General features: G+C 61.5%; 20 protein-coding genes and 3 pseudogenes. 16 read left to right on the plus strand and 7 right to left on the minus strand.

Going from position 1 to position 21,301, the window contains the following annotated elements; translation table 11 throughout:
* Position 1: 1 nt before the first annotated feature.
* Complete coding sequence (locus J7302_RS02710; RefSeq protein ID WP_215369880.1) at positions 2–1,486, minus strand: FAD-binding protein; 1,485 nt, start codon at positions 1,484–1,486, stop codon at positions 2–4.
* A 290-nt stretch (positions 1,487–1,776) separates the two neighbouring features.
* Positions 1,777–2,001, minus strand: a pseudogene (locus tag J7302_RS02715) (transposase domain-containing protein); the annotation flags it as partial.
* Between J7302_RS02715 and J7302_RS02720 the strand changes: the two are divergent.
* Entirely contained in the window at positions 1,952–2,308 is a 357-nt protein-coding gene (locus J7302_RS02720) for a hypothetical protein (RefSeq protein ID WP_215370827.1), read from the plus strand. The pseudogene J7302_RS02715 and the gene J7302_RS02720 overlap by 50 nt on opposite strands.
* A gap of 640 nt (positions 2,309–2,948) precedes the next feature.
* Here J7302_RS02720 and J7302_RS02725 read toward each other — a convergent pair.
* The 3 genes from J7302_RS02725 to J7302_RS02735 all read right to left on the minus strand — a co-directional run bounded on the left by J7302_RS02725 (position 2,949) and on the right by J7302_RS02735 (position 5,571).
* A complete protein-coding gene (locus tag J7302_RS02725) occupies positions 2,949–3,683 on the minus strand; it encodes an amino acid ABC transporter ATP-binding protein (protein ID WP_215369882.1) in 735 nt (244 codons plus the stop codon).
* Entirely contained in the window at positions 3,676–4,698 is a 1,023-nt protein-coding gene (locus J7302_RS02730) for an amino acid ABC transporter permease (protein WP_215369884.1), read from the minus strand. The genes J7302_RS02725 and J7302_RS02730 overlap by 8 nt, the downstream gene beginning before the upstream one ends.
* A gap of 81 nt (positions 4,699–4,779) precedes the next feature.
* Positions 4,780–5,571 (minus strand): transporter substrate-binding domain-containing protein, encoded by a 792-nt coding sequence (locus tag J7302_RS02735; protein WP_215369886.1) that lies wholly within the window; start codon positions 5,569–5,571, stop codon positions 4,780–4,782.
* Positions 5,572–6,460: 889 nt separating this feature from the next.
* Here J7302_RS02735 and J7302_RS02740 point away from each other — a divergent pair.
* Positions 6,461–6,745 carry a hypothetical protein gene (locus tag J7302_RS02740; protein ID WP_215369888.1) on the plus strand — a complete coding sequence of 95 codons (285 nt, stop codon included), beginning with the start codon at positions 6,461–6,463 and terminating at the stop codon, positions 6,743–6,745.
* Positions 6,746–7,132: 387 nt separating this feature from the next.
* Complete coding sequence (galU, locus tag J7302_RS02745) at positions 7,133–7,972, plus strand: UTP--glucose-1-phosphate uridylyltransferase GalU (RefSeq protein WP_215369890.1); 840 nt, start codon at positions 7,133–7,135, stop codon at positions 7,970–7,972.
* Positions 7,973–8,145: 173 nt separating this feature from the next.
* Here the strand turns inward: galU and J7302_RS02750 are convergent, their stop codons facing one another.
* Positions 8,146–8,568 carry a VOC family protein gene (locus tag J7302_RS02750; RefSeq protein ID WP_215369892.1) on the minus strand — a complete coding sequence of 141 codons (423 nt, stop codon included), beginning with the start codon at positions 8,566–8,568 and terminating at the stop codon, positions 8,146–8,148.
* Positions 8,569–8,662: 94 nt separating this feature from the next.
* On the opposite strand from J7302_RS02750, the gene gorA reads away from it, so the two are divergent.
* The 12 genes from gorA (at position 8,663) to acuI (ending at position 20,461) form a co-directional block, all read left to right on the plus strand.
* The gene (gene gorA, locus J7302_RS02755; protein WP_215369894.1) at positions 8,663–10,021 is read left to right on the plus strand and encodes a glutathione-disulfide reductase; all 1,359 of its coding nucleotides are present in this window, start codon (positions 8,663–8,665) and stop codon (positions 10,019–10,021) included.
* A 7-nt stretch (positions 10,022–10,028) separates the two neighbouring features.
* On the plus strand, positions 10,029–10,652 hold the full coding sequence (locus tag J7302_RS02760; protein WP_215369897.1) for a trimeric intracellular cation channel family protein: 624 nt from the start codon (positions 10,029–10,031) through the stop codon (positions 10,650–10,652).
* Between the two features lie 4 nt (positions 10,653–10,656).
* Entirely contained in the window at positions 10,657–11,037 is a 381-nt protein-coding gene (locus J7302_RS02765; RefSeq protein WP_215369899.1) for a VOC family protein, read from the plus strand.
* Between the two features lie 167 nt (positions 11,038–11,204).
* Complete coding sequence (locus J7302_RS02770) at positions 11,205–11,714, plus strand: TRAP transporter small permease subunit (RefSeq protein WP_215369902.1); 510 nt, start codon at positions 11,205–11,207, stop codon at positions 11,712–11,714.
* The gene (locus J7302_RS02775; RefSeq protein ID WP_215369904.1) at positions 11,711–13,036 is read left to right on the plus strand and encodes a TRAP transporter large permease; all 1,326 of its coding nucleotides are present in this window, start codon (positions 11,711–11,713) and stop codon (positions 13,034–13,036) included. The genes J7302_RS02770 and J7302_RS02775 overlap by 4 nt, the downstream gene beginning before the upstream one ends.
* A gap of 168 nt (positions 13,037–13,204) precedes the next feature.
* Positions 13,205–14,257 carry a TRAP transporter substrate-binding protein gene (locus J7302_RS02780; protein WP_215369906.1) on the plus strand — a complete coding sequence of 351 codons (1,053 nt, stop codon included), beginning with the start codon at positions 13,205–13,207 and terminating at the stop codon, positions 14,255–14,257.
* Positions 14,258–14,327: 70 nt separating this feature from the next.
* Positions 14,328–15,719, plus strand: a complete 1,392-nt coding sequence (locus tag J7302_RS02785) for an aldehyde dehydrogenase family protein (RefSeq protein WP_215369909.1) — start codon at positions 14,328–14,330, stop codon at positions 15,717–15,719.
* An 8-nt stretch (positions 15,720–15,727) separates the two neighbouring features.
* Positions 15,728–16,897, plus strand: coding sequence for an iron-containing alcohol dehydrogenase (locus J7302_RS02790; RefSeq protein WP_215369911.1), 1,170 nt, complete (start codon positions 15,728–15,730; stop codon positions 16,895–16,897).
* 196 nt (positions 16,898–17,093) lie between these two features.
* Positions 17,094–17,540, plus strand: a complete 447-nt coding sequence (locus J7302_RS02795; RefSeq protein ID WP_215369913.1) for a GFA family protein — start codon at positions 17,094–17,096, stop codon at positions 17,538–17,540.
* Positions 17,541–17,633: 93 nt separating this feature from the next.
* Positions 17,634–18,692 (plus strand): NAD(P)H-dependent flavin oxidoreductase, encoded by a 1,059-nt coding sequence (locus tag J7302_RS02800; protein WP_215369915.1) that lies wholly within the window; start codon positions 17,634–17,636, stop codon positions 18,690–18,692.
* Positions 18,693–18,796: 104 nt separating this feature from the next.
* Complete coding sequence (gene acuR, locus J7302_RS02805; protein WP_215369917.1) at positions 18,797–19,429, plus strand: acrylate utilization transcriptional regulator AcuR; 633 nt, start codon at positions 18,797–18,799, stop codon at positions 19,427–19,429.
* A gap of 48 nt (positions 19,430–19,477) precedes the next feature.
* A complete protein-coding gene (gene acuI, locus J7302_RS02810; RefSeq protein ID WP_215369919.1) occupies positions 19,478–20,461 on the plus strand; it encodes an acrylyl-CoA reductase (NADPH) in 984 nt (327 codons plus the stop codon).
* Positions 20,462–20,478: 17 nt separating this feature from the next.
* Here the strand turns inward: acuI and J7302_RS26765 are convergent.
* Positions 20,479–20,589 (minus strand): annotated as a pseudogene (locus J7302_RS26765) (VOC family protein); the annotation flags it as partial.
* Positions 20,590–20,832: 243 nt separating this feature from the next.
* On the opposite strand from J7302_RS26765, the pseudogene J7302_RS27095 reads away from it, so the two are divergent.
* Positions 20,833–21,138, plus strand: a pseudogene (locus J7302_RS27095) (ISL3 family transposase); the annotation flags it as partial.
* Positions 21,139–21,301: the final 163 nt, after the last annotated feature.

A 21,301-nucleotide genomic window follows, 5' to 3' on the forward strand; every position in this document is an offset into this window, starting at 1 on the left:
TTCAATTGAGTGTGCCGGCCGCATGACGGCCTGCGCGCCTGCCGAAAAACGATGCCTCGCCGAGGCAGGTGCCCGACGCGTAGCCGTTGCTGTCCTGAGCGATGTTCGACGCGCATGCACCGGCCGCGTAAAGCCCTGGGACGGCCTGGCCTCGCTCGGTCAGCACCTCGGCATCGGACGAGACCTTCAGCCCGCCCAATGTGAAGCCGGTGTACACGGCCCTTCCAAACGAGAGGTCGAACGCCGCATAGGGCCCCTCGGTCAATGGCTGGAGCCATTTAGGATGTTTGTGGAACGTCGGATCCTCACCGTCTGCGGCGTGCACGTTGTAAGCTTCCATGGTCCCCTGCAGCGTCCCAGCCCGAATGCCAAGCCCCGCTTCCATCTCGGCAATCGTCTCGAAGCCGTCGATTAGGCTCTGCTTCGTCAGCGCGGCGAAGTGCGGATAGGCGAAGGTCCGTGAGTCCACGATCAGGTAGACGATGCCTTCTGGTTGCTGGGTTGCATAGATACTCGAACGACTGTGGTACGAGTCCTCGGCAACAAATCGCTGGCCGTCGCAATTGACGAGGATGCCTTTGAGAAGGTTCTCCGGTGGATAGAAGGGTGACGTCAGAAAAGGCTGCCCCATGTGGATGGCGACACCGCCTGCCGCCACGCCCATCTGAATTCCCAATCCATCGTCATATGGGCTGCCCTGGACGTAGGCGGATGCGAGGATGGGGACATGCTCAGCGACCATCGCCGGGTTCTGGCCGAAGCCACCTGCGGCCAAGATGACCCCCTTGTTCGCACGCAGATGGATCGCCTCGCCGAATCGCCTTACACGCACACCGACGATTCGCCCGTTCTCGCGAACGAGCGCCTCGACTTTACTGTCGGGATAGACCTGGGCGTCTGCCTCCACAGCACGGTCGGAGAGGATACGAAGCGCCAGTGCCCCACCGCCTTCTTCGCCCTCGAAGGCGACCTTGTGCCCACGTGGGGCAGGCTTTGCCATCTCGCGATACGGCCAGACCTGTTCGTTACCAGTCCAGATCAGGCACTCCTTGCCGGGCTGAATAACGTTCTTGTGTGGATAGTAGCTGCGCTCAAAAGGAATGCCTTGGTCCTCGAGCCAGTTGAAATGGGCGACACTGCCTTCGCAATACAAACGAATCTTGTCGCGGTCCGGCTCAAGTGCAACCGCTTCAAGATACTTAGCCATGTCTTCCGGATCGTCTTCATACCCGCAAGCCAGTTGCACCGGTGTGCCACCGCCCAAGTAAAAATGCCCAGACGCGGCCGACGTGGTGCCGGTGCATCCACTGGTTCGTTCGACAATTAGAACGGAAGCACCGGTCTTGCATGCCTCGATTGCAGCGCACGCGCCTGCCATACCAAAGCCAACGATGAGGACATCGACCGTAGCGGCCCACTCGCTGACGGTTTCACGCTCGACCAGGTAGGCGGTTCTCGCCATAGGATCACCAGTATTCGAGTGCATGATGCCCCCTCCTTCCCACACTGTTCGTCTATTGAGGATGTGTGTCGGTTTCGATCGAGTCGTTTGCGTTTTGTGCCTCAAGCGACGGTAGAACGAAGCAACCGGACCTTGAGGCGTACGCTGACGACTACGGCACACCAGAAGTTGTTTGTGCCACAATAGTGACACATCAGCAACTTTTTGTGACATTCCAAGACAAAATATCTTCTCTGCGGTCCGGGGCTGCCCGGATCGGCGGCTCGTGCGTATGGCGTTCGTCAGCGCCAACCAAGTCCAACCTTTCTCTCCGATCAGCCCGGGACAGACCAGCTGCCCAAGTCAGCTTGTGTGACTCTGGCAGGTGTCCATTGATGTGGCAGCAGTTGGCCGATCTCACCCGCCCGCTGCGTAGGCAGCCGCGTGAGCACATCCTTCAAATAGGCATACGGGTCATGTCCGTTGAGGCGGGCTGACTGGATCAGACTCATGATCGCAGCCGCGCGCTTGCCGCTACGCAGCGACCCGGCCCCGCTCCACCATCTTGCGGGAGTAGCGTGCGTCGTCGTTCGTCCGATCAAGATTCAGATGGCCTCGCCACCTGAACTGCAACGCTTCGCGCTCAGCCTTACGCTTGTCCTGCCCTCGCGTACGTACAGCAAGCCAACCCTTGATGTCGTGGTTGTCCAACTTCCGGGTGAAGGCTATCCCCTTGCCCGCCAAGTAGACCAGTCCTGTGGCTGCAAGGCCACGCTGGCAGCTTCAATGCTGCTACTCATCAATCCGCAGATGTGGTCATTCATGCTTGATCCAGATCGAGCGATGCCGGGCCAATGGTGCAGCTGACCAGTGGGATGGGGCGCCAAGGCTTACTTGTTAAGCGTGAAGTTTGTCCATGGAGGGAAGCAAAAGTGCTTGGCCGGTTGTCTGAGGTTCCGCTGGGCCAGGTGCTGTTCGGAAAGCACGCTGACGCGCCGGCTTTCTCTTGGCATCTCGGAATCGAGGTTTTGGAATGAAGGTAGGACCGTTGCTGGGCATGTTTCTCGTACTTGCCGCTGTTGGCGCCACTGCGGGGGATGCCCTGGCCGATCATCGGCGGGATCGAGGTGACGGCGATTGGGCTGACGAATACAGGGACGGTCCTTGCCGGGTCAGGGAGGTGTCCAATGATGGTTACTACAGGAAAGTGATCAAGTGTCCGCACGGCCGCGGCAAGACTTGGCGGCGTGGCGAATGGCACCGCGATTTCCGGGATGGTCCGTGCCGGGTGAGTATCGACGCCTCGCGCGAGGTGTACAGGAAAGAGGTGAGATGCAGAGGGCGTGATTACGATTGACGGGCCGCATCGGGTTTGTGACGTTCAGTTCAGGCTTCGGCGAACCAGGCTGTTCTCGGCTTCCCTCGCGGTAACCCCTCTCCCGGAGGGGGAGAGGCTTTTATGCCAAGGGCCGCAAGGCGGCCCTCAATGCCCGTTACTCATTTGCCGTCAGAGCACCTGTCGCAGGAAGCTCTGCGCGCGCGGGTCTTGGGGCTGGGCGAAGAATTGCGCGGGCGGCGCGTCTTCCAGGAGCTTGCCGTGGTCGAAGAACAGCACGCGGTCGGCCACTTCACGGGCGAAGCCCATTTCGTGGGTGACGCAGACCATGGTCATGCCTTCCTGAGCCAGGGTCTTCATGACGTCGAGCACCTCGCCGACCATTTCCGGGTCCAACGCCGAAGTGGGCTCGTCGAACAGCATCACCTTCGGTTCCATGCACAGGGCTCGGGCGATGGCCACGCGCTGCTGCTGGCCGCCAGAGAGGCGCGAGGGGTACTCGTTGGCCTTCTGCGCAATGCCGACCTTGGCCAGCAGCGCGCGGGCCTTGTCCTCACGCTCGGCCTTGCCGCGCTTGCGCACCACCTTCTGGGCCAGGCAGAGGTTTTCCAGCACGGTCATGTGCGGGAACAGGTTGAAGTGCTGGAACACCATGCCCACCTCACGGCGGTAGGCGTTCACGTCGGTCTTCGGGTCGGCCAGGTCGACACCGTCGATGATCACCGAGCCGGAGTCCAGCTCCTCCAGGCCGTTCAGGCAGCGCAGGAACGTGGACTTGCCGGAGCCGGATGGCCCCAGCACGACCAGCACTTCACCCTTGGCCACCGAGGTGCCAACGTTGTCCACCGCGCGGACCAACTGGCCGCGGGCATTGAAGGTTTTTACCAGGTTATGGACTTCAATCACTTTGCGCGAGCCTCCGCTCCAGACGATTGGCGATTTGCGACAGGGGCAGGTTGATGAGCAAGTAGAGCGCGGCGACGCAGAACCAGATCTCGAAGGTCGAGAAGGAGGTAGTGATTGCCTCGCGACCGCTTTTGGTCAGTTCGGTAATGGCGATCACCGAGACCAGCGAGGTGTCCTTGACCAGGCTGATGAACTGCCCGGCCAGCGGCGGCAGCACGCGCTTGAGCGCCTGCGGCAGGATCACATGGCGCATCGACTGCCCGGCGGTGAGGCCCAAGGACCGTGCGGCCTCGTTCTGCCCGCGGGCGATGGACTGCACGCCGGCGCGGATGATTTCGCCGACGTAGGCACCGGTGAACAGTGCCAGCGCCGCCACCCCGGCGAACTCGCGGGACAGGTTCAGCACCGTGCCGATGAAGAAGTAGAAAATGAAGATCTGCACCAGCAGCGGCGTGCCACGCACCAATTCGACATAGACAGTGGACAGGTCACGCAGGGTCGGGTTTTTCGACAGGCGGCAGAGGCCGGTGAACAGGCCGATCATCAGGCCCAAAGCGCCGGATAGCACGGAAATCCAAAGGGTCGTCCAGAGCCCCCAGAACAATGGTCCGGCGGCCCAGTGGCGGGTCACACCTACCACATCACCCTCGGAGACATCGTCGCCCTGTGAAACCTGAAGGCTGTCATGCGCAACCAACAGTACCTGCTTGGCTCCCTCATCCCCGACCAGTGTTACGCGGGCATTAGTGCCTTGTTTCTCGATCGCTTCGACCCGAGCGTAGCCGGCGGCGCGCTGGGAGTCCTGGGCCTCGTAGGCGAAATACTGCGGTACGCGGTTCCAGCGCCACTCGTAGGACATTAGGGAGGTGGAGTACCAGAGCCCGTAGGCCAGTGCGATCAGGATCAGACCTGTCAGAAGGTGCCATGGCAGCGAGCTGGTTCCTTGTGAACCTATCCCCGTGGTGCGTTTTGTGAGCGCTTGCCAAGGCAATTGGAGTCTTTTTTGCGTATTCATGGAGAGATCTCAGCCTCAGGCTTCAAGGTTGCAATCGGCTGGGACCTGACATTGATGCGGCCCCGCCGAGTGCCGTGCTTCTTATTCCATTTCCTTGAGCCAGTCCGTGCTCTTGAACCACTTGGCATGGATGCGCGCATAGCTGCCGTCTTCCTTGGCCTGGCGCAGGTAGTTATTGATCCAGTTGAGGCTGTCGTAATCAGCTTTCTTCAGGCCGAAGGCCAGGGGCTCGTAGGTGAAGGGCTCTTCGAGGAACGCCAGCTTGCCGGCGCCGGCCTTGTTCACCGCCACCACGTTGTAGGGCGCGTCGTAGATGAAGGCGTCCGCCTTGCCGTTGACCACGTCCATCACCGCTTCCTGCTCGTTTTCGAAGCCGTGGTACTGGGCCTTGGCGATCAGTTTCTTGGCGACCATTTCGCCGGTGGTGCCAATCTTCGAGGTGATGCGGTACTGGGCGTCGTTGAGGTCCTTGTAGGACTTGATCTTGCCTTGCAGCTCCTTGCGGATCAGCAGGGTCTGGCCGACCACGATGAAGGGCTCGGAGAAGTTGATGCGCAGGTTGCGCTCCTGGGTCAGGGTCATGCCGGAGCCGATCATGTCGAACTTGTCGGTCAGCAGCGCCGGAATGATGCCGTCGTAGCTGGTGGACACCAGCTCCAGCTTCACGCCCATCGACTTGGCCATGGCCTTCAGCAGGTCGACTTCGAAGCCGATGATCTCACCGCGCTTGTTGGTCATCTCGAAGGGCATGTAGGTGGGGTCCATGCCGACCCGCAAAGTGCCGCGCTTGACCGCATCGTCGATGGCGCCAGCGTGTGCCAAACCGGTGAGCGCGCAGGCTGAAAGCAAAAGCATCGAGAAGATTTTTCTCATGGGCATCTCTTCTTGTTGTACAGGTAGGGTATTTGTGCGGACACGTCAGTAAATGACAGGACCTGTATATACAATGCAAGGCGCGGACCAATTCTGCGTGCCATGCTGGAACCCTTACTCATACGGGGCGGCGGCGAATACTGGTGGTAACTTCCTGGTGTTGGAAACCACAGCTTGCTACTTGGCGTTACTGCTGATGGGTATTTTTTTCTCGCTCGGCATATCTCCGCCCATGGATTGCTACCGCCCGGCAGAGGTGCCTGGTACGAATCGCTAGGCGTTCGGTGGCCTCAAGCTCCTTCATGGCTTGAGACGGTGGCCTGCTTTGAAGAAAACAATCTAATAATCGCCTGGCGAGGACGAGGGGGGTTGCTATCTTTAATTTAGTAGGTGGGTACGCAGACTGATGCGCAAGTGGATAGCAAGGAAACGTGGGGCGCGTTCCCAAGGGTACACGGTTAGAAAGATCTCCAAGATGAGACCCAGCCCTTACGCCGTGTGAAGCAGAAGAGGTCAAATCTTTTCTGTCAGAGTCCTGATAAACCTTGCAAGCCGGAGACCAGCGCCGGCCACCTACTATCAACGACCCAAAGCCCGCCGCGCGCGGGCTTTTCTTTGTCGGATGCCGGGCCATCATGATGTGAATTGATTGGGCGAGGGGGAGGCGTCGGCAAGTCACTCCCGGCAGTGTCATGGCGAGTGTCCCTACTGGACGGCGCGGTTAAAGCTTCCGGCTAACCGGCGAGGCAGGTAGCATAGCGCTTCTGTCTGGCCTTTCATGCAGGATTGTATGTCGGGTCTGAAGCCGCAGTGCGGTTGTTCTGTATTATTGGTTGGATAGTTCAGCCATGGAGGGACCTGAGTTACTCAGGGGAATGAGATGAGTCGAATGGAATCGAAAGAACAGCAACTCGTGCGTTTGCTGAGCCTGGCAACCCGCAGTCTTACGCACCTCACTGCAGCAATGAGCGAAATGTCGTTCGAGATGATGCGCAGTGAGGACCCGGCTGTGAAAAGTGCAGGAAGCCGGATGATCGATCATCTGTCGGCCATTGGCGCGGGGCTCGACCAGCATTGGTCGATGCTCGCTGCTTACAGTGACAAGCCGCTTCCCTACGAAAACAACGAGGCTCTGGTCGAGGTCGAGCTCACGGATGTGGTGGCCTTACCCTGAGCCGGGGTCCCGATCCTCTGCTGCCACCCCTGAATTTTTCGCGCTTCTTGCTTCTGTCATCTGGCTGCCACCGCCTGGTCATCTGGAATATCTGCAATACCTGGATCCACCTGCCCAGGCTGGAGGATTTGGCGGTGCGCCTGAGCGTGATCGGTGCCAGGTATCGGGTGGGAGCAGTTCCGCCAGCCGAACTTCGAGCCAATCCGTGGTCTTATGCGCATGCCCGCGATCTTCCATGGACGCAACCTTTTCGAGCCGGCGTATGCGGCTGGATGGGGTTTCAGCTATCGGGGCTTTGAACGGCCCACAAGTGGGCATTGTAAGGCGTGTGCCGCGTGATTAGACTGCGCGGCAATTTGCCAACCCTTCAACATTTCAAGGTACGAAATGATCAAGAAATGCCTGTTCCCCGCTGCTGGTTACGGTACTCGCTTCCTGCCAGCAACCAAGGCGATGCCCAAGGAAATGCTGCCAGTGGTAAACAAACCACTGATCCAGTACGGCGTTGAAGAGGCCCTCGACGCTGGTCTCAATGAGATTTCCATCGTTACCGGTCGTGGCAAGCGTGCGCTCGAAGACCATTTTGACATCAGCTACGAGCTGGAACATCAGATTCGCGGTACCGACAAGGAGAAATACCTGGTTGGCATCCGTCGCCTGATCGACGAGTGCAGCTTCTCCTACACCCGCCAGGTCGAAATGAAGGGCCTGGGCCACGCCATCCTCAGCGGTCGCCCACTGATTGGTGATGAGCCGTTCGCCGTGGTGCTGGCCGATGACCTGTGCCTGAACCTCGGCGGCGATGGCGTACTGACCCAGATGGTGAAGCTGTACAACCAGTTCCGTTGCTCCATCGTCGCCATTCAGGAAGTGCCGCCGGAGGAAACCTCCAAGTACGGCGTGATCTCCGGCGAGATGATCCGTGACGACATCTACCGTGTGAACAGCATGGTCGAGAAGCCCAAGCCGGAAGATGCCCCGTCCAACCTGGCAATCATCGGTCGTTACATCCTCACTCCCGACATTTTCCAACTGATCGAGGAAACCGAGCCGGGCAAAGGCGGTGAAATCCAGATCACCGACGCGCTGATGAAGCAGGCCCAGGACGGTTGCGTATTGGCTTACAAATTCAAGGGCAAGCGCTTCGACTGCGGTGGTGCGGAAGGCTATATCGACGCCACCAACTACTGCTTCGAGAACCTCTACAAGACCGGCAAGGCTTACTGATCGATCTTGTCGATGAATGAAAGAGCCCCGCAATGCGGGGCTCTTTCATTTGAAGGGGCTGGGGTAATCGTTTTGCCCGCCATTGCTGCGAAAGCGTGTGGATGCGAACTCGTTCGTAAAGCAGGCCGCCGGTCTGCCCATCAACCTTTATTGGGGCTGCTGCCCGATTCCGCTCAGGGTATCGGCAATGCTTCCGAGCCTGGGCCCAGCGGCTGGCCGTAGCTGAACTCCACGTAGTTCCCGGCCGGATCACGCAGGCCGCAGTAGTAACCGACGGGGTAAGGCTCATCCCGGGGGGGCCAAATCAGGCAGCCGGCGGCCTCGGCCTGTGCGGCGATGGAGTCGACGCTCTCGCGGCTTTCGACGGCGAAGCCGAAGTGGCTGTAGTCGTCTGTTGCCAGGTGCCGGTCCTGGCCGCCCGGCATCATCACCAGGATGAACTGGTGTTCCTTGCCCGGCTCGGCCATCCAGACAATCCTCGACCCTTTGCCGGCGCGCTCGTGGATGACACGCATTCCGCAGAACGTCGCATAGAAGTCGATGCAGGGCTGCAGCTGTGGAACGTGCAGCGCGATATGGGTCAGGGTGGGGCGCATGGGCAGTCCTCCTTCGATGATCCAAGGATAGGCTCGGCAACTGGCCAGAGACAGATCTTCCGGTATGCTGGCAACCTGTTTCTGGAGACTTTTCATGGCTTACGACTTCGACCTTTTCGTCATTGGTGCTGGTTCCGGCGGTGTTCGTGCTGCGCGATTCGCGGCCGGTTTTGGTGCCCGAGTGGCCGTCGCCGAGAGCCGCTATCTGGGCGGCACTTGCGTCAACGTCGGCTGTGTGCCGAAGAAGCTGCTGGTCTATGGCGCTCATTTCGCCGAAGACTTCGAGCAGGCCAAGGGATTCGGCTGGTCGCTGGCAGAGGCTGGTTTCGATTGGCCAACCTTGATCGCTAACAAGAACCGAGAAATCCATCGGCTCAATGGCATTTATCGAAATCTGCTGGTCAACAGTGGTGTCACGCTGTTGGAGGGCCATGCCCGCCTGGTCGATCCGCACACGGTAGAGGTCGATGGCCAGCGCTGCACTGCCCGTAACATCCTCATTGCCACCGGTGGCTGGCCGCAGATTCCCGACATCCCGGGGCGCGAGCATGCCATCAGCTCCAATGAAGCTTTCTTCCTCGAACGCTTGCCCAAGCGTGTGCTGGTAGTGGGTGGCGGCTACATCGCTGTCGAGTTCGCTTCGATTTTCCACGGCCTGGGTGCACAGACTTCATTGCTCTATCGCAAAGAGCTGTTCCTGCGTGGCTTCGATGATGCGGTGCGCCATCACCTGCGCGATGAGCTGGGCAAGAAGGGCCTCAACCTGCAATTCAACACCGACATCACCCATATCGAGAGGCAGCCCGACGGCAGCTTGCTGGTGACGCTCAAGGATGGCCGACACCTGGAAACCGATTGTGTGTTCTACGCCACGGGGCGCCGGCCCATGCTCGACAATCTGGGCCTGGAAAACACGAGTGTCGAACTGGACCCCCGCGGATTCATCAAGGTCGATGAGCAATATCAGACCACAGAGCCGTCGATCCTGGCATTGGGCGATGTGATCGGTCGCGTGCAGCTCACCCCGGTGGCCCTGGCGGAAGGGATGGCCGTTGCCCGTCGGTTGTTCAAGCCGGAGGAATATCGCCCGGTGGACTACGCCATGATTCCGACCGCCGTGTTCAGCCTTCCGAATATCGGCACGGTTGGCTTGACCGAGGATCAGGCACGCTCACAGGGCTACAAGGTGAAGGTTTTCGAAAGCCGCTTCCGGCCGATGAAACTGACGCTCACCGAGTGCCAGGAGCGTACCCTGATGAAGCTGGTGGTGGATGTCGACAGCGACCGCGTTCTCGGTTGCCACATGGTCGGGCCGGAGGCCGGCGAGATCGTCCAGGGCTTGGCCGTTGCGCTCAAGGCAGGCGCCACCAAGCAGATCTTCGACGAGACCATTGGCGTGCATCCAACGGCAGCCGAAGAGTTCGTGACCATGCGTTCGCCAGTGGGGGCCTGAGCAGAGCATGGGCCCGCTTTTCTATTTCTCCGACCTCTTCGGTGTGGCAGTTTTCGCCATTACCGGTGCGCTGATGGCCGGTCGGAAGTCCATGGACCTGTTCGGCGTCCTGGTCATCGCCATCATCACGGCGCTGGGTGGTGGCACCCTGCGCGATGTGATCCTCGGCAACCATCCGGTGAGCTGGATCCGTGACGACACCTACATCCTGATCGCGTCCCTGGCGGCGGTAGGTACCGTGCTGTGGGTGCGCCTGACTCGGCCCATCAATGAAACCGGGCTGCTGCTGGCGGATGCCTTCGGCCTGGCGGTGTTCACGGTCTATGGCACCGAGGTAGCCCTGCAGCACCACCTGCAACCGGGCACGGCGGTGATCATGGGCGTGATCACCGCGGTTGCGGGTGGGGTGATGCGCGACATCATCTGCAACGAGATTCCGCTGATCTTCCAGAAAGAGATCTACGCCATCGCCTGTATTGCCGGCTCATTGGCCTTCATCGGCCTGCGTGAGCTGATCTTGCCCGCCTGGCTGGTAACCCTGCTGGCGATGTCGGTGGTTCTGCTGATCCGTCTGGCGGCAATTCACTGGCGGCTGTCGCTGCCGCGTTTTCATCTGTTGGACAGGGACTGAACCCATGCTGGAGCGAATCGATCATCTGGTGCTCACCGTGGAAGACATCCCGCGCACCGTGGATTTCTATCAGCGTGTGCTGGGCATGCGTCATGAAACCTTTGGCAATGGACGCAGTGCGCTGGTGTTCGGCCAGCAGAAGTTCAACCTGCACCAGGTGGGCAGAGAGTTCGAACCCAAGGCCACACGCCCGGTACCCGGCGCAATCGATCTCTGCCTGATCACGCGCTGGCCGCTGGAGCGAGTGCTGGATCACCTGGCGGAGCAGGGTGTCGATGTCGAGGAGGGACCCGTAGCGCGTACCGGAGCTCTTGGACCAATCGAATCGGTGTATTTTCGTGATCCCGACGGCAACCTCATCGAGGTCGGCCGTTACCCGGACTGATTGCCCGGCTCGCTCTGAAACCAACCGTGTAGTCCAGACTTCAGTCCGGGCTACGCGGCTGGTCACTGCCGTTTGCTCGCCTGGAGGGGCAGACTGGGCTCCGAGTTGGCATTCCGTATTCATCTACTAGAGTTTCGAGATACGACAACTTCCGCAGGTGTTGCGGCATGTTCGACGCCATACGGGCCTACGTAAGGGCAGTGGAGTGGTTCAATCGCCTGATTGGGCGGTTCGCCATGTACCTGATCTTCGTGATGCTGGGCGTACTGTTGTACTCCTCCGTCTCAAAGACGTTCTTCCAGCCCTCCATCTGGACCCTGGAGTCCGCGCAGTTCCTCATGGTCGCCTATTTCCTGCTTGGCGGCGCCTATTCCATGCAGCTGGACGCCCATGTGCGCATGGACCTGCTTTACAGCCACCTGAAGCCCCGGACCCGGGCGATCCTCGATGCGCTGACCGTGGTCTTCCTCCTCTTCTACCTGGTGATGCTGTTATACGGCGGGGTCTCCTCGAGCCAGTACGCGCTCGAATACAAGGAAACCAGCTATTCCTCCTGGTCGCCGCAGATGGCGCCGATCAAGCTGATCATGACCTTTGGCATCCTGCTCATGCTGCTACAGGCTACCGCCACTTTCTTCCGGGACCTCGCCATCGCCCTCGGCAGGGAGCTGCCATGAGTTATGAGCTGATCGCCCTGCTCATGTTCAGCTCGATGATGTTGCTGCTCCTCACCGGCAAGCGGGTATTTGGTGCCATCGGATTCGTTGCGGCTGCCGCTTCGATGCTGCTCTGGGGGGACGGGGGATCGGAGATGGCCTTCAGCGCGGCCATGAAGCTGATGAAGTGGTATCCGCTCCTGACCCTGCCGATGTTCGTCTTCATGGGCTACATGCTGTCGGAATCGCGCATCGCGGATGATCTCTACCGCATGTTCCACGTCTGGATGGGGCCTTTGCATGGTGGCCTGGCTATCGGCACGATCCTGCTGATGGTCGTCATCGCTGCCATGAATGGCCTCAGCGTTGCCGGCATGGCCATTGGTGCCACCATCGCCATGCCTGAGCTGCTGCGACGAGGCTACGACAAGATCATGGTCACCGGCGTGATCCAGGCGGGCAGCACCCTGGGCATCCTCATCCCGCCCAGTGTGGTGCTGGTGCTCTACGGCATGATTGCGCGTCAACCTGTCGGTCAGCTCTGGCTCGCGGGTGTTTTCCCGGGTCTGATGATGGCCGCGATGTTCATCGTTTACATCGTGATTCGCTGCCGCCTGCAGCCGCAGCTGGGGCCTCCGCTGCCCCTGGAGGAGCGGCAGCAGATCAGCTGGGGCGAAAAGCTGCGCCTGCTGCGCGCGGGGCTCGTGCCCCTGATCATCTTCCTGACCATGACTGGCCTGTTCCTGCTCGGTTACACCAGCCTGGTGGAAAGTTCCGCCGTAGGGGCCTTGGCGGCCACCCTGGCGGCGCTGTTCCAGGGGCGCCTGACCGCCAAGGTGATGGAGGAAACCCTGCGCAAGACACTCGGCATCAGCTGCATGTTCATGTGGATCATCCTCGCCGCCCTGTGCTTTGGCGCCGTCTTCGACGGGCTGGGTGCGGTGAAGGCCATCGAAGGGCTCTTCGTACAGCAAATGGGCCTTGGCCCCTGGGAGATCCTTATCCTGATGCAGCTGTCGTTCATCCTGATGGGCATGTTCCTCGATGACACCGCGATGCTGGTGATCGTCGCCCCTCTATACGTGCCCCTGGTGGGGGCGCTGGGTTTCGACCTCATCTGGTATGGCGTGCTCTACACCATCACCTGCCAGATGGCCTACATGACGCCACCCTTCGGCTACAACCTGTTCCTCATGCGCGCGATGGCGCCACCCGAGGTCACGCTGAGAGACATCTACGTCTCGGTCACCCCCTTTGTGATCATCATGGCAATTGCCCTGGCCGTGGTGATGATCTTTCCGCAGATCGCCCTGTGGTTGCCCCAGTGGCACTACGGGCGTTGACCATGAAACTTCAGGACCGGCAGCACGTCAGGCGGCAGTTCCATGCGTGACAGTCAAGGTGAAACAGAGAGGGGCCATTTGCCGACCTGAGAAAACTGCTCCGCCGCGGGTGGGGCAGGGTTGTGCGGGTGCATCGCACCCCCATCCACACGCCTGGAGGTTAACCGCATGAGTACAAGACGCACGTTCCTCAAATCCGCCGCCGTCGCGACCAGCGCGGTCGGTGCTACGACCCTGGGCGCACCTTTCGTGCATGCCCAGTCGACCAAGAAGATCACCTGGCGCCTGCAGACCTATGCCGGGCCGGCGCTGGCCGAGCATGTAATCAAACCTTCTATCGATGCCTTCAACAAGGCCGCCAATGGCGAGATGGAAATCCAGCTCTACTTCGCTGACCAACTGGTGCCCACTGGCGAGCTGTTCCGCGCCATGCAGAAGGGCACCATCGATGCGGTGCAGAGCGATGACGACTCCATCGCCGCACCCGTCGATGTGGCCGTGTTCGGGGGCTACTTCCCCTTCGCCACGCGTTACAGCCTGGATGTGCCGACGCTGTTCCACCAATGGGGCCTGAACAAGATCTGGGAAGAGGCCTATGCAGAGGTCAAGGGCGTTACCTGGCTGGGCGCAGGTTCCTGGGACCCCTGTAACTTCGCCACCGTCCAGCCTATCCGCAGTCTGGCGGACCTCAAGGGCAAGCGCGTCTTCACCTTCCCCACGGCGGGCAAGTTCCTCGCCCGGTTCGGCGTCATTCCAGTGACCCTGCCCTGGGAAGACGTTGAGGTTGCGGTCCAGACCGGAGAGCTGGACGGCATCGCCTGGTCGGGCATCACCGAGGACTACACCGTAGGCTGGGCTAACGTCACCAAGTACTTCCTCACCAACAACATCTCCGGCGCCTGGATCGGCTCCTACTTTGCCAACTCGGAGAAATGGGCGCAGGTGCCTGAGCACCTGAAGACCCTGTTCCGGCTCTGCATGGACAGCTCCCACTACTACCGCCAGCACTGGTACTGGGGTGGCGAGGCGAAGCTGCGGGTTGAGGGCACCAAGCTGCAGCTCACCTCGATTCCGGCCGAAGAATGGAAGACCGTGGAAGACGAAGCGCTGAAGTTCTGGGACGAGATCGCCAAGACCAGTCCTCGCTGCGCCAAGGTCATCGAGATCTTCAAGCAATACAACGCGCTGATGACCAAGGCAGGCCCACCTTACCGCTACTGAAACCGGGCGCCACCGCCGGGCCTGATTGCCTGGTGGTGGCGTTGTCCTTTGCTGGATAGGGAGACACACCATGAGGACGCGATTGCACTGCATCTCACCCATCGATGGCTCGGTCTACGTCGAGCGGCCGTTGGCCTCGGCGGCGGAGATCGCCCGCGCTCTGGAGCGCGCTGAACGCGCCCAGCACGAATGGCGGAGGACGCCGTTGGCTGAGCGTGTCAGCGTTACCCGTCAGGCGCTGGACATCTTTGCCGGGCGTGAGGATCAGTTGGCCGAGGAGCTCTGCTGGATGATGGGCAGGCCGATTCGCTATGCGCCCGGGGAGATTCGCGGCTTTGTCGAACGCGCCAGCTACATGGCGGATATCGCCAGCGAGGCCCTGGCGGATATTCATTTACCTGAGAAGCCTGGCTTCACCCGGCTGATCCGTCGCGAGCCACTTGGCCTGGCGCTCGTTATCGCCCCCTGGAATTACCCCTACCTGACAGCCGTCAACGCCGTGGTTCCGGCACTCCTGGCCGGCAATGGCGTGTTGCTCAAACACTCGGCTCAGACGCCCCTGTGCGCCGAGCGCATGGTCGAGGCCTTTGTCGAGGCGGGGCTGCCGGAAGGGGTGTTCCAGTTCCTGCATCTGAGCCACGCGGACACCGAGTTGCTGATCCAGTCACCGGCCATTCACCACGTTGCCTTCACCGGTTCCGTGGCAGGAGGTGCCATGGTCGAACGCGCAGCCGCCGGCCGCTTCATCAGCACCGGCCTGGAGCTTGGCGGCAAGGACCCGGCCTACGTGCGTGCCGATGCCGATCTGGCCCAGGCCGTTGCAACGGCCATCGACGGCGCCTTCTTCAACTCCGGACAGTCTTGCTGCGGCATCGAGCGCATCTATGTGCACGCAGACCTCTTCGAAGACTTTGTCGAGCAGTCGGTGGCGCTTGTGCGGCAATATCGGTTGGGCCGTTCGGATGACCCGGAAACCACCCTGGGCCCGCTGGTACGAGCCGATGTGGCGGACTTCGTCCGCGGACAGGTGGCCGAAGCGGTCGGGCAGGGCGCTCGTGCCCACATTGACCCTGCCGAGTTCGACCTGGACCGTGCCGGCAGTGCCTACCTCGCTCCTCAAGTGCTGACCGATGTGAATCACAGCATGCGGGTGATGACCGAAGAATCCTTCGGCCCCGTGGTGGGCATACAGAAAGTCCAGGATGACGAAGAGGCCCTGGCGCTGATGAACGACAGTCAGTATGGGCTGACCGCCGCCATCTTCAGCCGCGATGCCGAAGTCGCCATGGCATTGGCCGATCGCGTGGAAACCGGCACCGTTTTCCTCAACCGCTGCGACTATCTTGACCCGGCCCTGGCCTGGACCGGCATAAAGCAATCCGGACGGGGCTGCACCTTGTCGCGCGTGGGCTACGAGCACCTGACCCGCCCCAAGTCTTTCCACTTCAAGACCCAGTTGTGAGGTCCGCCATGGACATGAGCCCGTTCCGCATGAACTGGAACTACCCCACCTCGATCCGCGTCGGTGCGGGCCGTATCGCCGATCTGGCCAGCGCCTGCCGAGAGCTTGGCATGAGTGCTCCGTTGCTTGTTACCGACCCGGGCCTGGCCAGTTTGCCCATGATCGAACAGGCCCTGCGCCTGTGCCGGGATGATGGGTTGAACGCTGGACTGTTCTTCCAGATCAAGGGCAACCCCACAGGGCCCAACGTGATGGATGGCGTGGCGGCGTTCAAGGCGGATAGTCATGACGGCGTCATCGCCTTTGGTGGCGGCTCGGCACTGGACGCTGGCAAGGCCATCGCCTTGATGGTGGGGCAAAGCCGCCCGCTCTGGGACTTCGAAGACGTCGGCGACAATGCCAGCCGGGTGAATGTCGCCGCCATGGCGCCAGTGGTAGCGGTGCCGACCACCGCTGGAACCGGTTCCGAAGTCGGGCGAGCGGCGGTGATCACCGATGACGAGGCCAAGGTCAAACGCATCATCTTCCATGCGCGGATGTTGCCGGCCGTGGTGATCCTCGACCCGGAGCTGACTCTCGGTCTGCCGCCCAGAATTACCGCCGCCACTGGAATGGACGCGCTGTCCCATAGCCTGGAAGCGTTCTGCTCGCCGCTCTATCACCCGCTGGCCGAGGGGATTGCCCTCGAAGGCATGCGTCTGGTTCGCCACTACCTGCCGCGTGCGACTGCCAACGGCAACGACGTCGAAGCGCGGCTGCAGATGCTGGTGGCCTCCAGCATGGGCGCTACGGCGTTCCAGCGTGGCCTGGGCGCCATGCATGCATTGGCACACCCCCTGGGCGCCCTTTATGACGCCCACCACGGTCTGCTCAATGCTGTGCTCATGCCCTACGTGCTCCAGGCCAATCGCAGCCATATCGAGCCGCAGATGGAGCGCGTCGGGCGTTACCTCGACCTGCCGAAGGCAGGCTTCGACGGCGTGCTGGAATGGGTCCTGCAACTGCGCGGTGATCTGGGTATCCCGCACAGCCTGGGTGAGATCGGCATCGACGACCAGCAGGTCGAACGGGTCGGGCGCATGGCGGAGATCGACCCATCCGCCGGTACCAACCCCGTCGCTTACAGCGCTGAGCAGTACAGTCGGCTGTTCGACAAGGCGCTACGCGGAGAACTTTGAGCCAGCTTCGTTTGCATTGACTAATCTGAAACATGCAGCGGTGAGGTTTCCCTGATCCGTGCCTGCGCGGGCCCTGGCCCGCTCCGGGGGCAATGCCCCGGCGTTCTTCCAACTCCCGCAGACCAGGCTCCTCACCGGTGCACACAGGTCATGGCCGGCCTGTGCAGGAACCCAACCTGTTCAAGGGAGAGCGGACATGACCGAGTCATTCAAGGCCGTCGGCGGTTGCCGTTGCGACCAGAACCCCGTGCGTTATGAGTACACATCCCGCCCCGCGGAAGTGCATTACTGCCTGTGCACGGACTGCACCGACATCTGCGGTGGCGCGCTGGCGTTGATCGCCGTGGTCGACAGGAGTTCGTTCAAGATCACCGCCAATGCCAACAAGCTGAAATGCTTCCACTCCAAGGCCACGTGCCACCGTTATTTCTGCTCGGAGTGTGGCTGTCACATGTACCTGCACGTCGACAGTTTCCCGGACTTCGAGCTGGTGCACATTCCCACTCTGGACCGCGAGTGCGACCCCGGCGGAAAACCGGATCGTTGGGTCTTCGTGCGTTCAAAACACCCGCTCCTGACCCTGCCGGACGATGGGTTGCCACGCCACCAGGGCTGGGCCAACAGCGGTGAGCCGGTAGCCTGACCGGACCAACAGGCGGATGGTCTCAAGGCTTTCCAGGCTGCGCAGCGAGAGATAGATTGCCCGGATTGCAACCCAGGACGGAGTGGCTGCGCCATGAAAAATCGCATCACGGACCTGCTCAGCATCGAGCATCCCATCATCCAGGCGCCGATGGTCGGCGTCTCGACGCCGAAACTGGCGGCGGCGGTGTCCAACGCTGGAGGGCTGGGCTCCATCGGTATTGGCGCCAGCACGCCGGCCCAGGCCCGCATCCTGATCACCGAGACGCGTGCACTGACCGCCCGACCGTTCAACGTCAATCTCTTCTGCCACCGCCCCGCGCAGGCCGATCCTTGCCGCGAGGCTGCGTGGCTGGAACACCTGCGACCACTGTTCGCAGAGTTCGACGCCGAGCCGCCAGGCGCCATCCGCGAAATTTACAAAAGCTTCCTCGCCGACCTTGAAATGCTCGACGTGCTGCTGGCGGAGCGGCCGGCAGTGGTCAGCTTTCACTTCGGCCTGCCGGAACAGGGCTGGATTGATGCACTGAAACGTGCCGGCATTCGCCTGCTGGCCAGTGCCACGACGCTCGAAGAGGCCGAGCAGGTGGAGCGCGCCGGCGTTGATGCAGTGGTTGCCCAAGGCATCGAGGCCGGCGGTCACCGCGGCGTGTTCGAACCGGAAAAGGGCGATGCCGGCATCGGCACCTTTGCGCTGGTGCGCCTGGTCGCACGGCATTCCCGCCTGCCAGTGATCGCCGCGGGCGGCATCATGGACGGGCAAGGCATTGCGGCAGCGTTGGCGCTGGGCGCCGAAGGGGCGCAGTTGGGTACGGCCTTCGTGCCGTGCCCGGAGTCGTCTGCCAACGCCGCCTACCGGCAAGCACTGAAAGGCGAGCGTGCTGCGCATACCCAGATCACGGCTGCCATCTCCGGCCGCCCGGCGCGCGGGCTGGTCAATCGCCTCTTCACGGACGTAGGCGCCGCCGGTGCGCCCACGCTGCCGGACTATCCGATCACCTATGACGTTGCCAAGGCCCTGCATGCGGCCGCCAGCGCCAAGGGCTGCAATGACTTCGCCGTGCAATGGGCCGGGCAGGGCGCCGTGCTAGCAAGGGGGATGCCAGCCGGGGAACTGGTGAAACTGTTGGTGAAAGAGATGCAAGGCAGTTAGCCACGTAAGTTGGGCCGGGCGGCGCTCCCCAGAGCATCGCGAAGTCCAACCTACAGGTGACTTTCTGGTTGACGTCCTAGACGATCGGTCTAAAATCACTCGCCATGAACGAAACCCTGCAGAAGCCACGCCGTGGCCGGCCGCCCAAGGTTACCCGCGAGTTTCCCGACACTCGCGCGGCGCTGGTGCGTTGCGGTATGGAAATCCTCACGGAACAAGGTTTCGTGGCCACCGGCATCGATGCGGTGGTCAAGCGTACTGGCGTGCCCAAGGGCTCCTTTTATCACTACTTCGCGAGCAAGGAAGCCTTTGGCCAAGCAGTGCTGGAAAGCTATGCCGGATACTTCGCGCACAAGCTGGACCGCTGGTTCCTGCAAAAGTCCGTTCCGCCGCTACAACGCTTGCGCAACTTCGTCGAGGATGCCAAATCCGGGATGATCCGCTACCAGTTCCGTCGCGGCTGCCTGGTCGGCAACCTCGGCCAGGAGGTGGCAGTATTGCCGGAAAGTTTCCCCGAGCAGCTGGAATCAACCTTGCGCAGTTGGGAGCAACGCCTGGCCACCTGCCTGCGCGATGCCCAGGGCGCGGGCGAGTTGGCGCCGGATGCCGATTGCGAAGGGCTGGCGGCGTTCTTCTGGATCGGCTGGGAGGGTGCCGTACAGCGTGCGCGGCTGGTACAGCGCTGCACGCCGCTGGATGTTTTCATCGAAGGTTATCTCGCCGGACTGCCCCGCTAGTTTTGTTCGGCCCATTTCTAGACGACTGGTCTAAAAGGAGCGATCCCCATGTTCGACGCAATCCTGATCGAAAAAGACGACGCGGGTTACCGCGCCCGCCGCACGCAACTGGACGAATCCCAACTGCCGGAAGGCGATGTGACCGTGCGCGTGGCCTACAGCACCCTGAACTACAAGGACGGCCTGGCGATTACCGGCAAGAGCCCGGTGGTGCGGCAGTTTCCCATGGTACCGGGCATCGATCTGGCGGGAACTGTGGAGGCTAGCAGCCACGCCGACTACAAGGTCGGCGACAGCGTATTGCTCAACGGCTGGGGCGTTGGCGAGACCCACTGGGGCGGTCTGGCGCAAAAGGCGCGGCTCAAGGGCGACTGGCTGATCCCGTTGCCCAAGGCCTTCAGTGCGCGCCAGGCGATGGCCATCGGCACCGCCGGCTACACCGCGATGCTCTGCCTGCTGGCGCTGGAGCGCCACGGCCTGAAACCCGGCCAGGGCGACGTGCTGGTGACCGGCGCCAACGGCGGCGTGGGCAGCTTCGCGATCACGTTGCTGGCCAGCCTTGGCTACCGCGTGGTGGCGTCCACCGGCCGTCCGGAAGAGTCGGATTACCTGAAGCGACTAGGGGCTGCCGAGATCATCGACCGCAAGGAACTCTCCGAGCCTGGCCGCCCGCTGGGCAAGGAGCGCTGGGTTGCCGCCATCGATTCGGTGGGCAGCCACACCCTGGCCAACGTTTGTGCGGGTTTGCGCCAGGACGGCGCCGTGGCCGCCTGCGGCTTGGCCCAGGGTATGGACTTCCCGGCGACGGTCGCGCCGTTCATCCTGCGCGGCGTGAGCTTGTTGGGTATCAACAGCGTGACCCGACCGCGCGCCGAACGCATCGAGGCTTGGGACCGTCTGGCCCATGATCTGAACCTGGCACAGTTGGACACGATTACCCGCGAAATCGGCCTGGATGATGTGATCCAGGTGGCGGGCGAACTGCTCGAGGGCAAGGTGCGTGGCCGCGTGGTGGTCAAGGTCGACGCATAGCCTTGAGCGCGCCTGCGCTAACCGGCGTAGGCGCGTGTCAACTCGGCGATATCCAGCTTTTTCATCTGCAGCATGGCGGCGAAGGTGCGCTGCACCTTGGCGGGGTCCGGGTCCTGCAACATCGATAGTCGGTGGATTGCGGCCATACAGTGGTCGTTTATCGGGACCGGAAATCGACATTCAGGCAGCGTCTGGCTATTCAGCCCAGCCTTCAGAGGAACAAAACCGGTCTAAGCCCAGAGCATCCCCGGGATTCCGTGATGAACCAAAAAGGTTCTTTGCAGAATCTGGGGGAAGAGCGAGTTGACAGTCGGGGAAGCGGGTAAATTGGCAATCGCCAAACATCCCAACCCCCACCCCCTGCTGTCGCCGTGCATCCTATTGATCTTGCCCCTTTCTGGCCGGGCTACGAGGTCGTCGCCTGTCGCCAATCCACTCACGACACCCTGCTGATCAGTCTTGAGCCCCAAGCCGAGCGCTTACCGATTTGCGGCCGCTGTGCCAAACCCAACCTGTTGACCCACGAGCAGCAGCACATCCGCCAGGTGCGGGATCGTGACCTGCAGGATCAGCGCGTCCTGCTACAACTGCCGGTGCGTCGCGTCGACTGCCTGTACTGCGGACGCGTATCCGAGCGGATCGACTGTCTGGCGCCGGCTACCCGCCTTCCCCGGAAAGCAGCCTGCAACACCTCCTTGGCGAACTTGTCGGGCGGAGTGAATCGAAGGCGCGCGAAACCTTGTAGGAGCCAGCTTGCTGGCGAATGGCGCATGTTCGCCAGCAAGCTGGCTCCTACAGAGAGAGTACCGGCTATCCGGCTGTCAACTCGCATCTCCCCCA

It is taken from the genome of Metapseudomonas boanensis (assembly GCF_018704125.1).
Classification (GTDB): Bacteria; Pseudomonadota; Gammaproteobacteria; order Pseudomonadales; family Pseudomonadaceae; genus Metapseudomonas; species Metapseudomonas boanensis.

Excerpts from the sequence above, each read along its gene's own strand:
- J7302_RS02765 (WP_215369899.1), top strand. The coding sequence starts at position 10,657 with ATGCTGGAGCGAATCGATCATCTGGTGCTCACCGTGGAAGACATCCCG.
- acuI (WP_215369919.1), top strand. The coding sequence starts at position 19,478 with ATGTTCGACGCAATCCTGATCGAAAAAGACGACGCGGGTTACCGCGCC.
- J7302_RS02720 (WP_215370827.1), top strand. The coding sequence starts at position 1,952 with ATGATCGCAGCCGCGCGCTTGCCGCTACGCAGCGACCCGGCCCCGCTC.
- J7302_RS02750 (WP_215369892.1), bottom strand. The coding sequence starts at position 8,568 with ATGCGCCCCACCCTGACCCATATCGCGCTGCACGTTCCACAGCTGCAG.
- J7302_RS02780 (WP_215369906.1), top strand. The coding sequence starts at position 13,205 with ATGAGTACAAGACGCACGTTCCTCAAATCCGCCGCCGTCGCGACCAGC.
- gorA (WP_215369894.1), top strand. The coding sequence starts at position 8,663 with ATGGCTTACGACTTCGACCTTTTCGTCATTGGTGCTGGTTCCGGCGGT.
- galU (WP_215369890.1), top strand. The coding sequence starts at position 7,133 with ATGATCAAGAAATGCCTGTTCCCCGCTGCTGGTTACGGTACTCGCTTC.
- J7302_RS02760 (WP_215369897.1), top strand. The coding sequence starts at position 10,029 with ATGGGCCCGCTTTTCTATTTCTCCGACCTCTTCGGTGTGGCAGTTTTC.
- J7302_RS02790 (WP_215369911.1), top strand. The coding sequence starts at position 15,728 with ATGGACATGAGCCCGTTCCGCATGAACTGGAACTACCCCACCTCGATC.
- J7302_RS02730 (WP_215369884.1), bottom strand. The coding sequence starts at position 4,698 with ATGAATACGCAAAAAAGACTCCAATTGCCTTGGCAAGCGCTCACAAAA.
- J7302_RS02795 (WP_215369913.1), top strand. The coding sequence starts at position 17,094 with ATGACCGAGTCATTCAAGGCCGTCGGCGGTTGCCGTTGCGACCAGAAC.
- J7302_RS02785 (WP_215369909.1), top strand. The coding sequence starts at position 14,328 with ATGAGGACGCGATTGCACTGCATCTCACCCATCGATGGCTCGGTCTAC.
- acuR (WP_215369917.1), top strand. The coding sequence starts at position 18,797 with ATGAACGAAACCCTGCAGAAGCCACGCCGTGGCCGGCCGCCCAAGGTT.
- J7302_RS02770 (WP_215369902.1), top strand. The coding sequence starts at position 11,205 with ATGTTCGACGCCATACGGGCCTACGTAAGGGCAGTGGAGTGGTTCAAT.
- J7302_RS02800 (WP_215369915.1), top strand. The coding sequence starts at position 17,634 with ATGAAAAATCGCATCACGGACCTGCTCAGCATCGAGCATCCCATCATC.
- J7302_RS02775 (WP_215369904.1), top strand. The coding sequence starts at position 11,711 with ATGAGTTATGAGCTGATCGCCCTGCTCATGTTCAGCTCGATGATGTTG.
- J7302_RS02710 (WP_215369880.1), bottom strand. The coding sequence starts at position 1,486 with ATGCACTCGAATACTGGTGATCCTATGGCGAGAACCGCCTACCTGGTC.
- J7302_RS02735 (WP_215369886.1), bottom strand. The coding sequence starts at position 5,571 with ATGAGAAAAATCTTCTCGATGCTTTTGCTTTCAGCCTGCGCGCTCACC.
- J7302_RS02740 (WP_215369888.1), top strand. The coding sequence starts at position 6,461 with ATGGAATCGAAAGAACAGCAACTCGTGCGTTTGCTGAGCCTGGCAACC.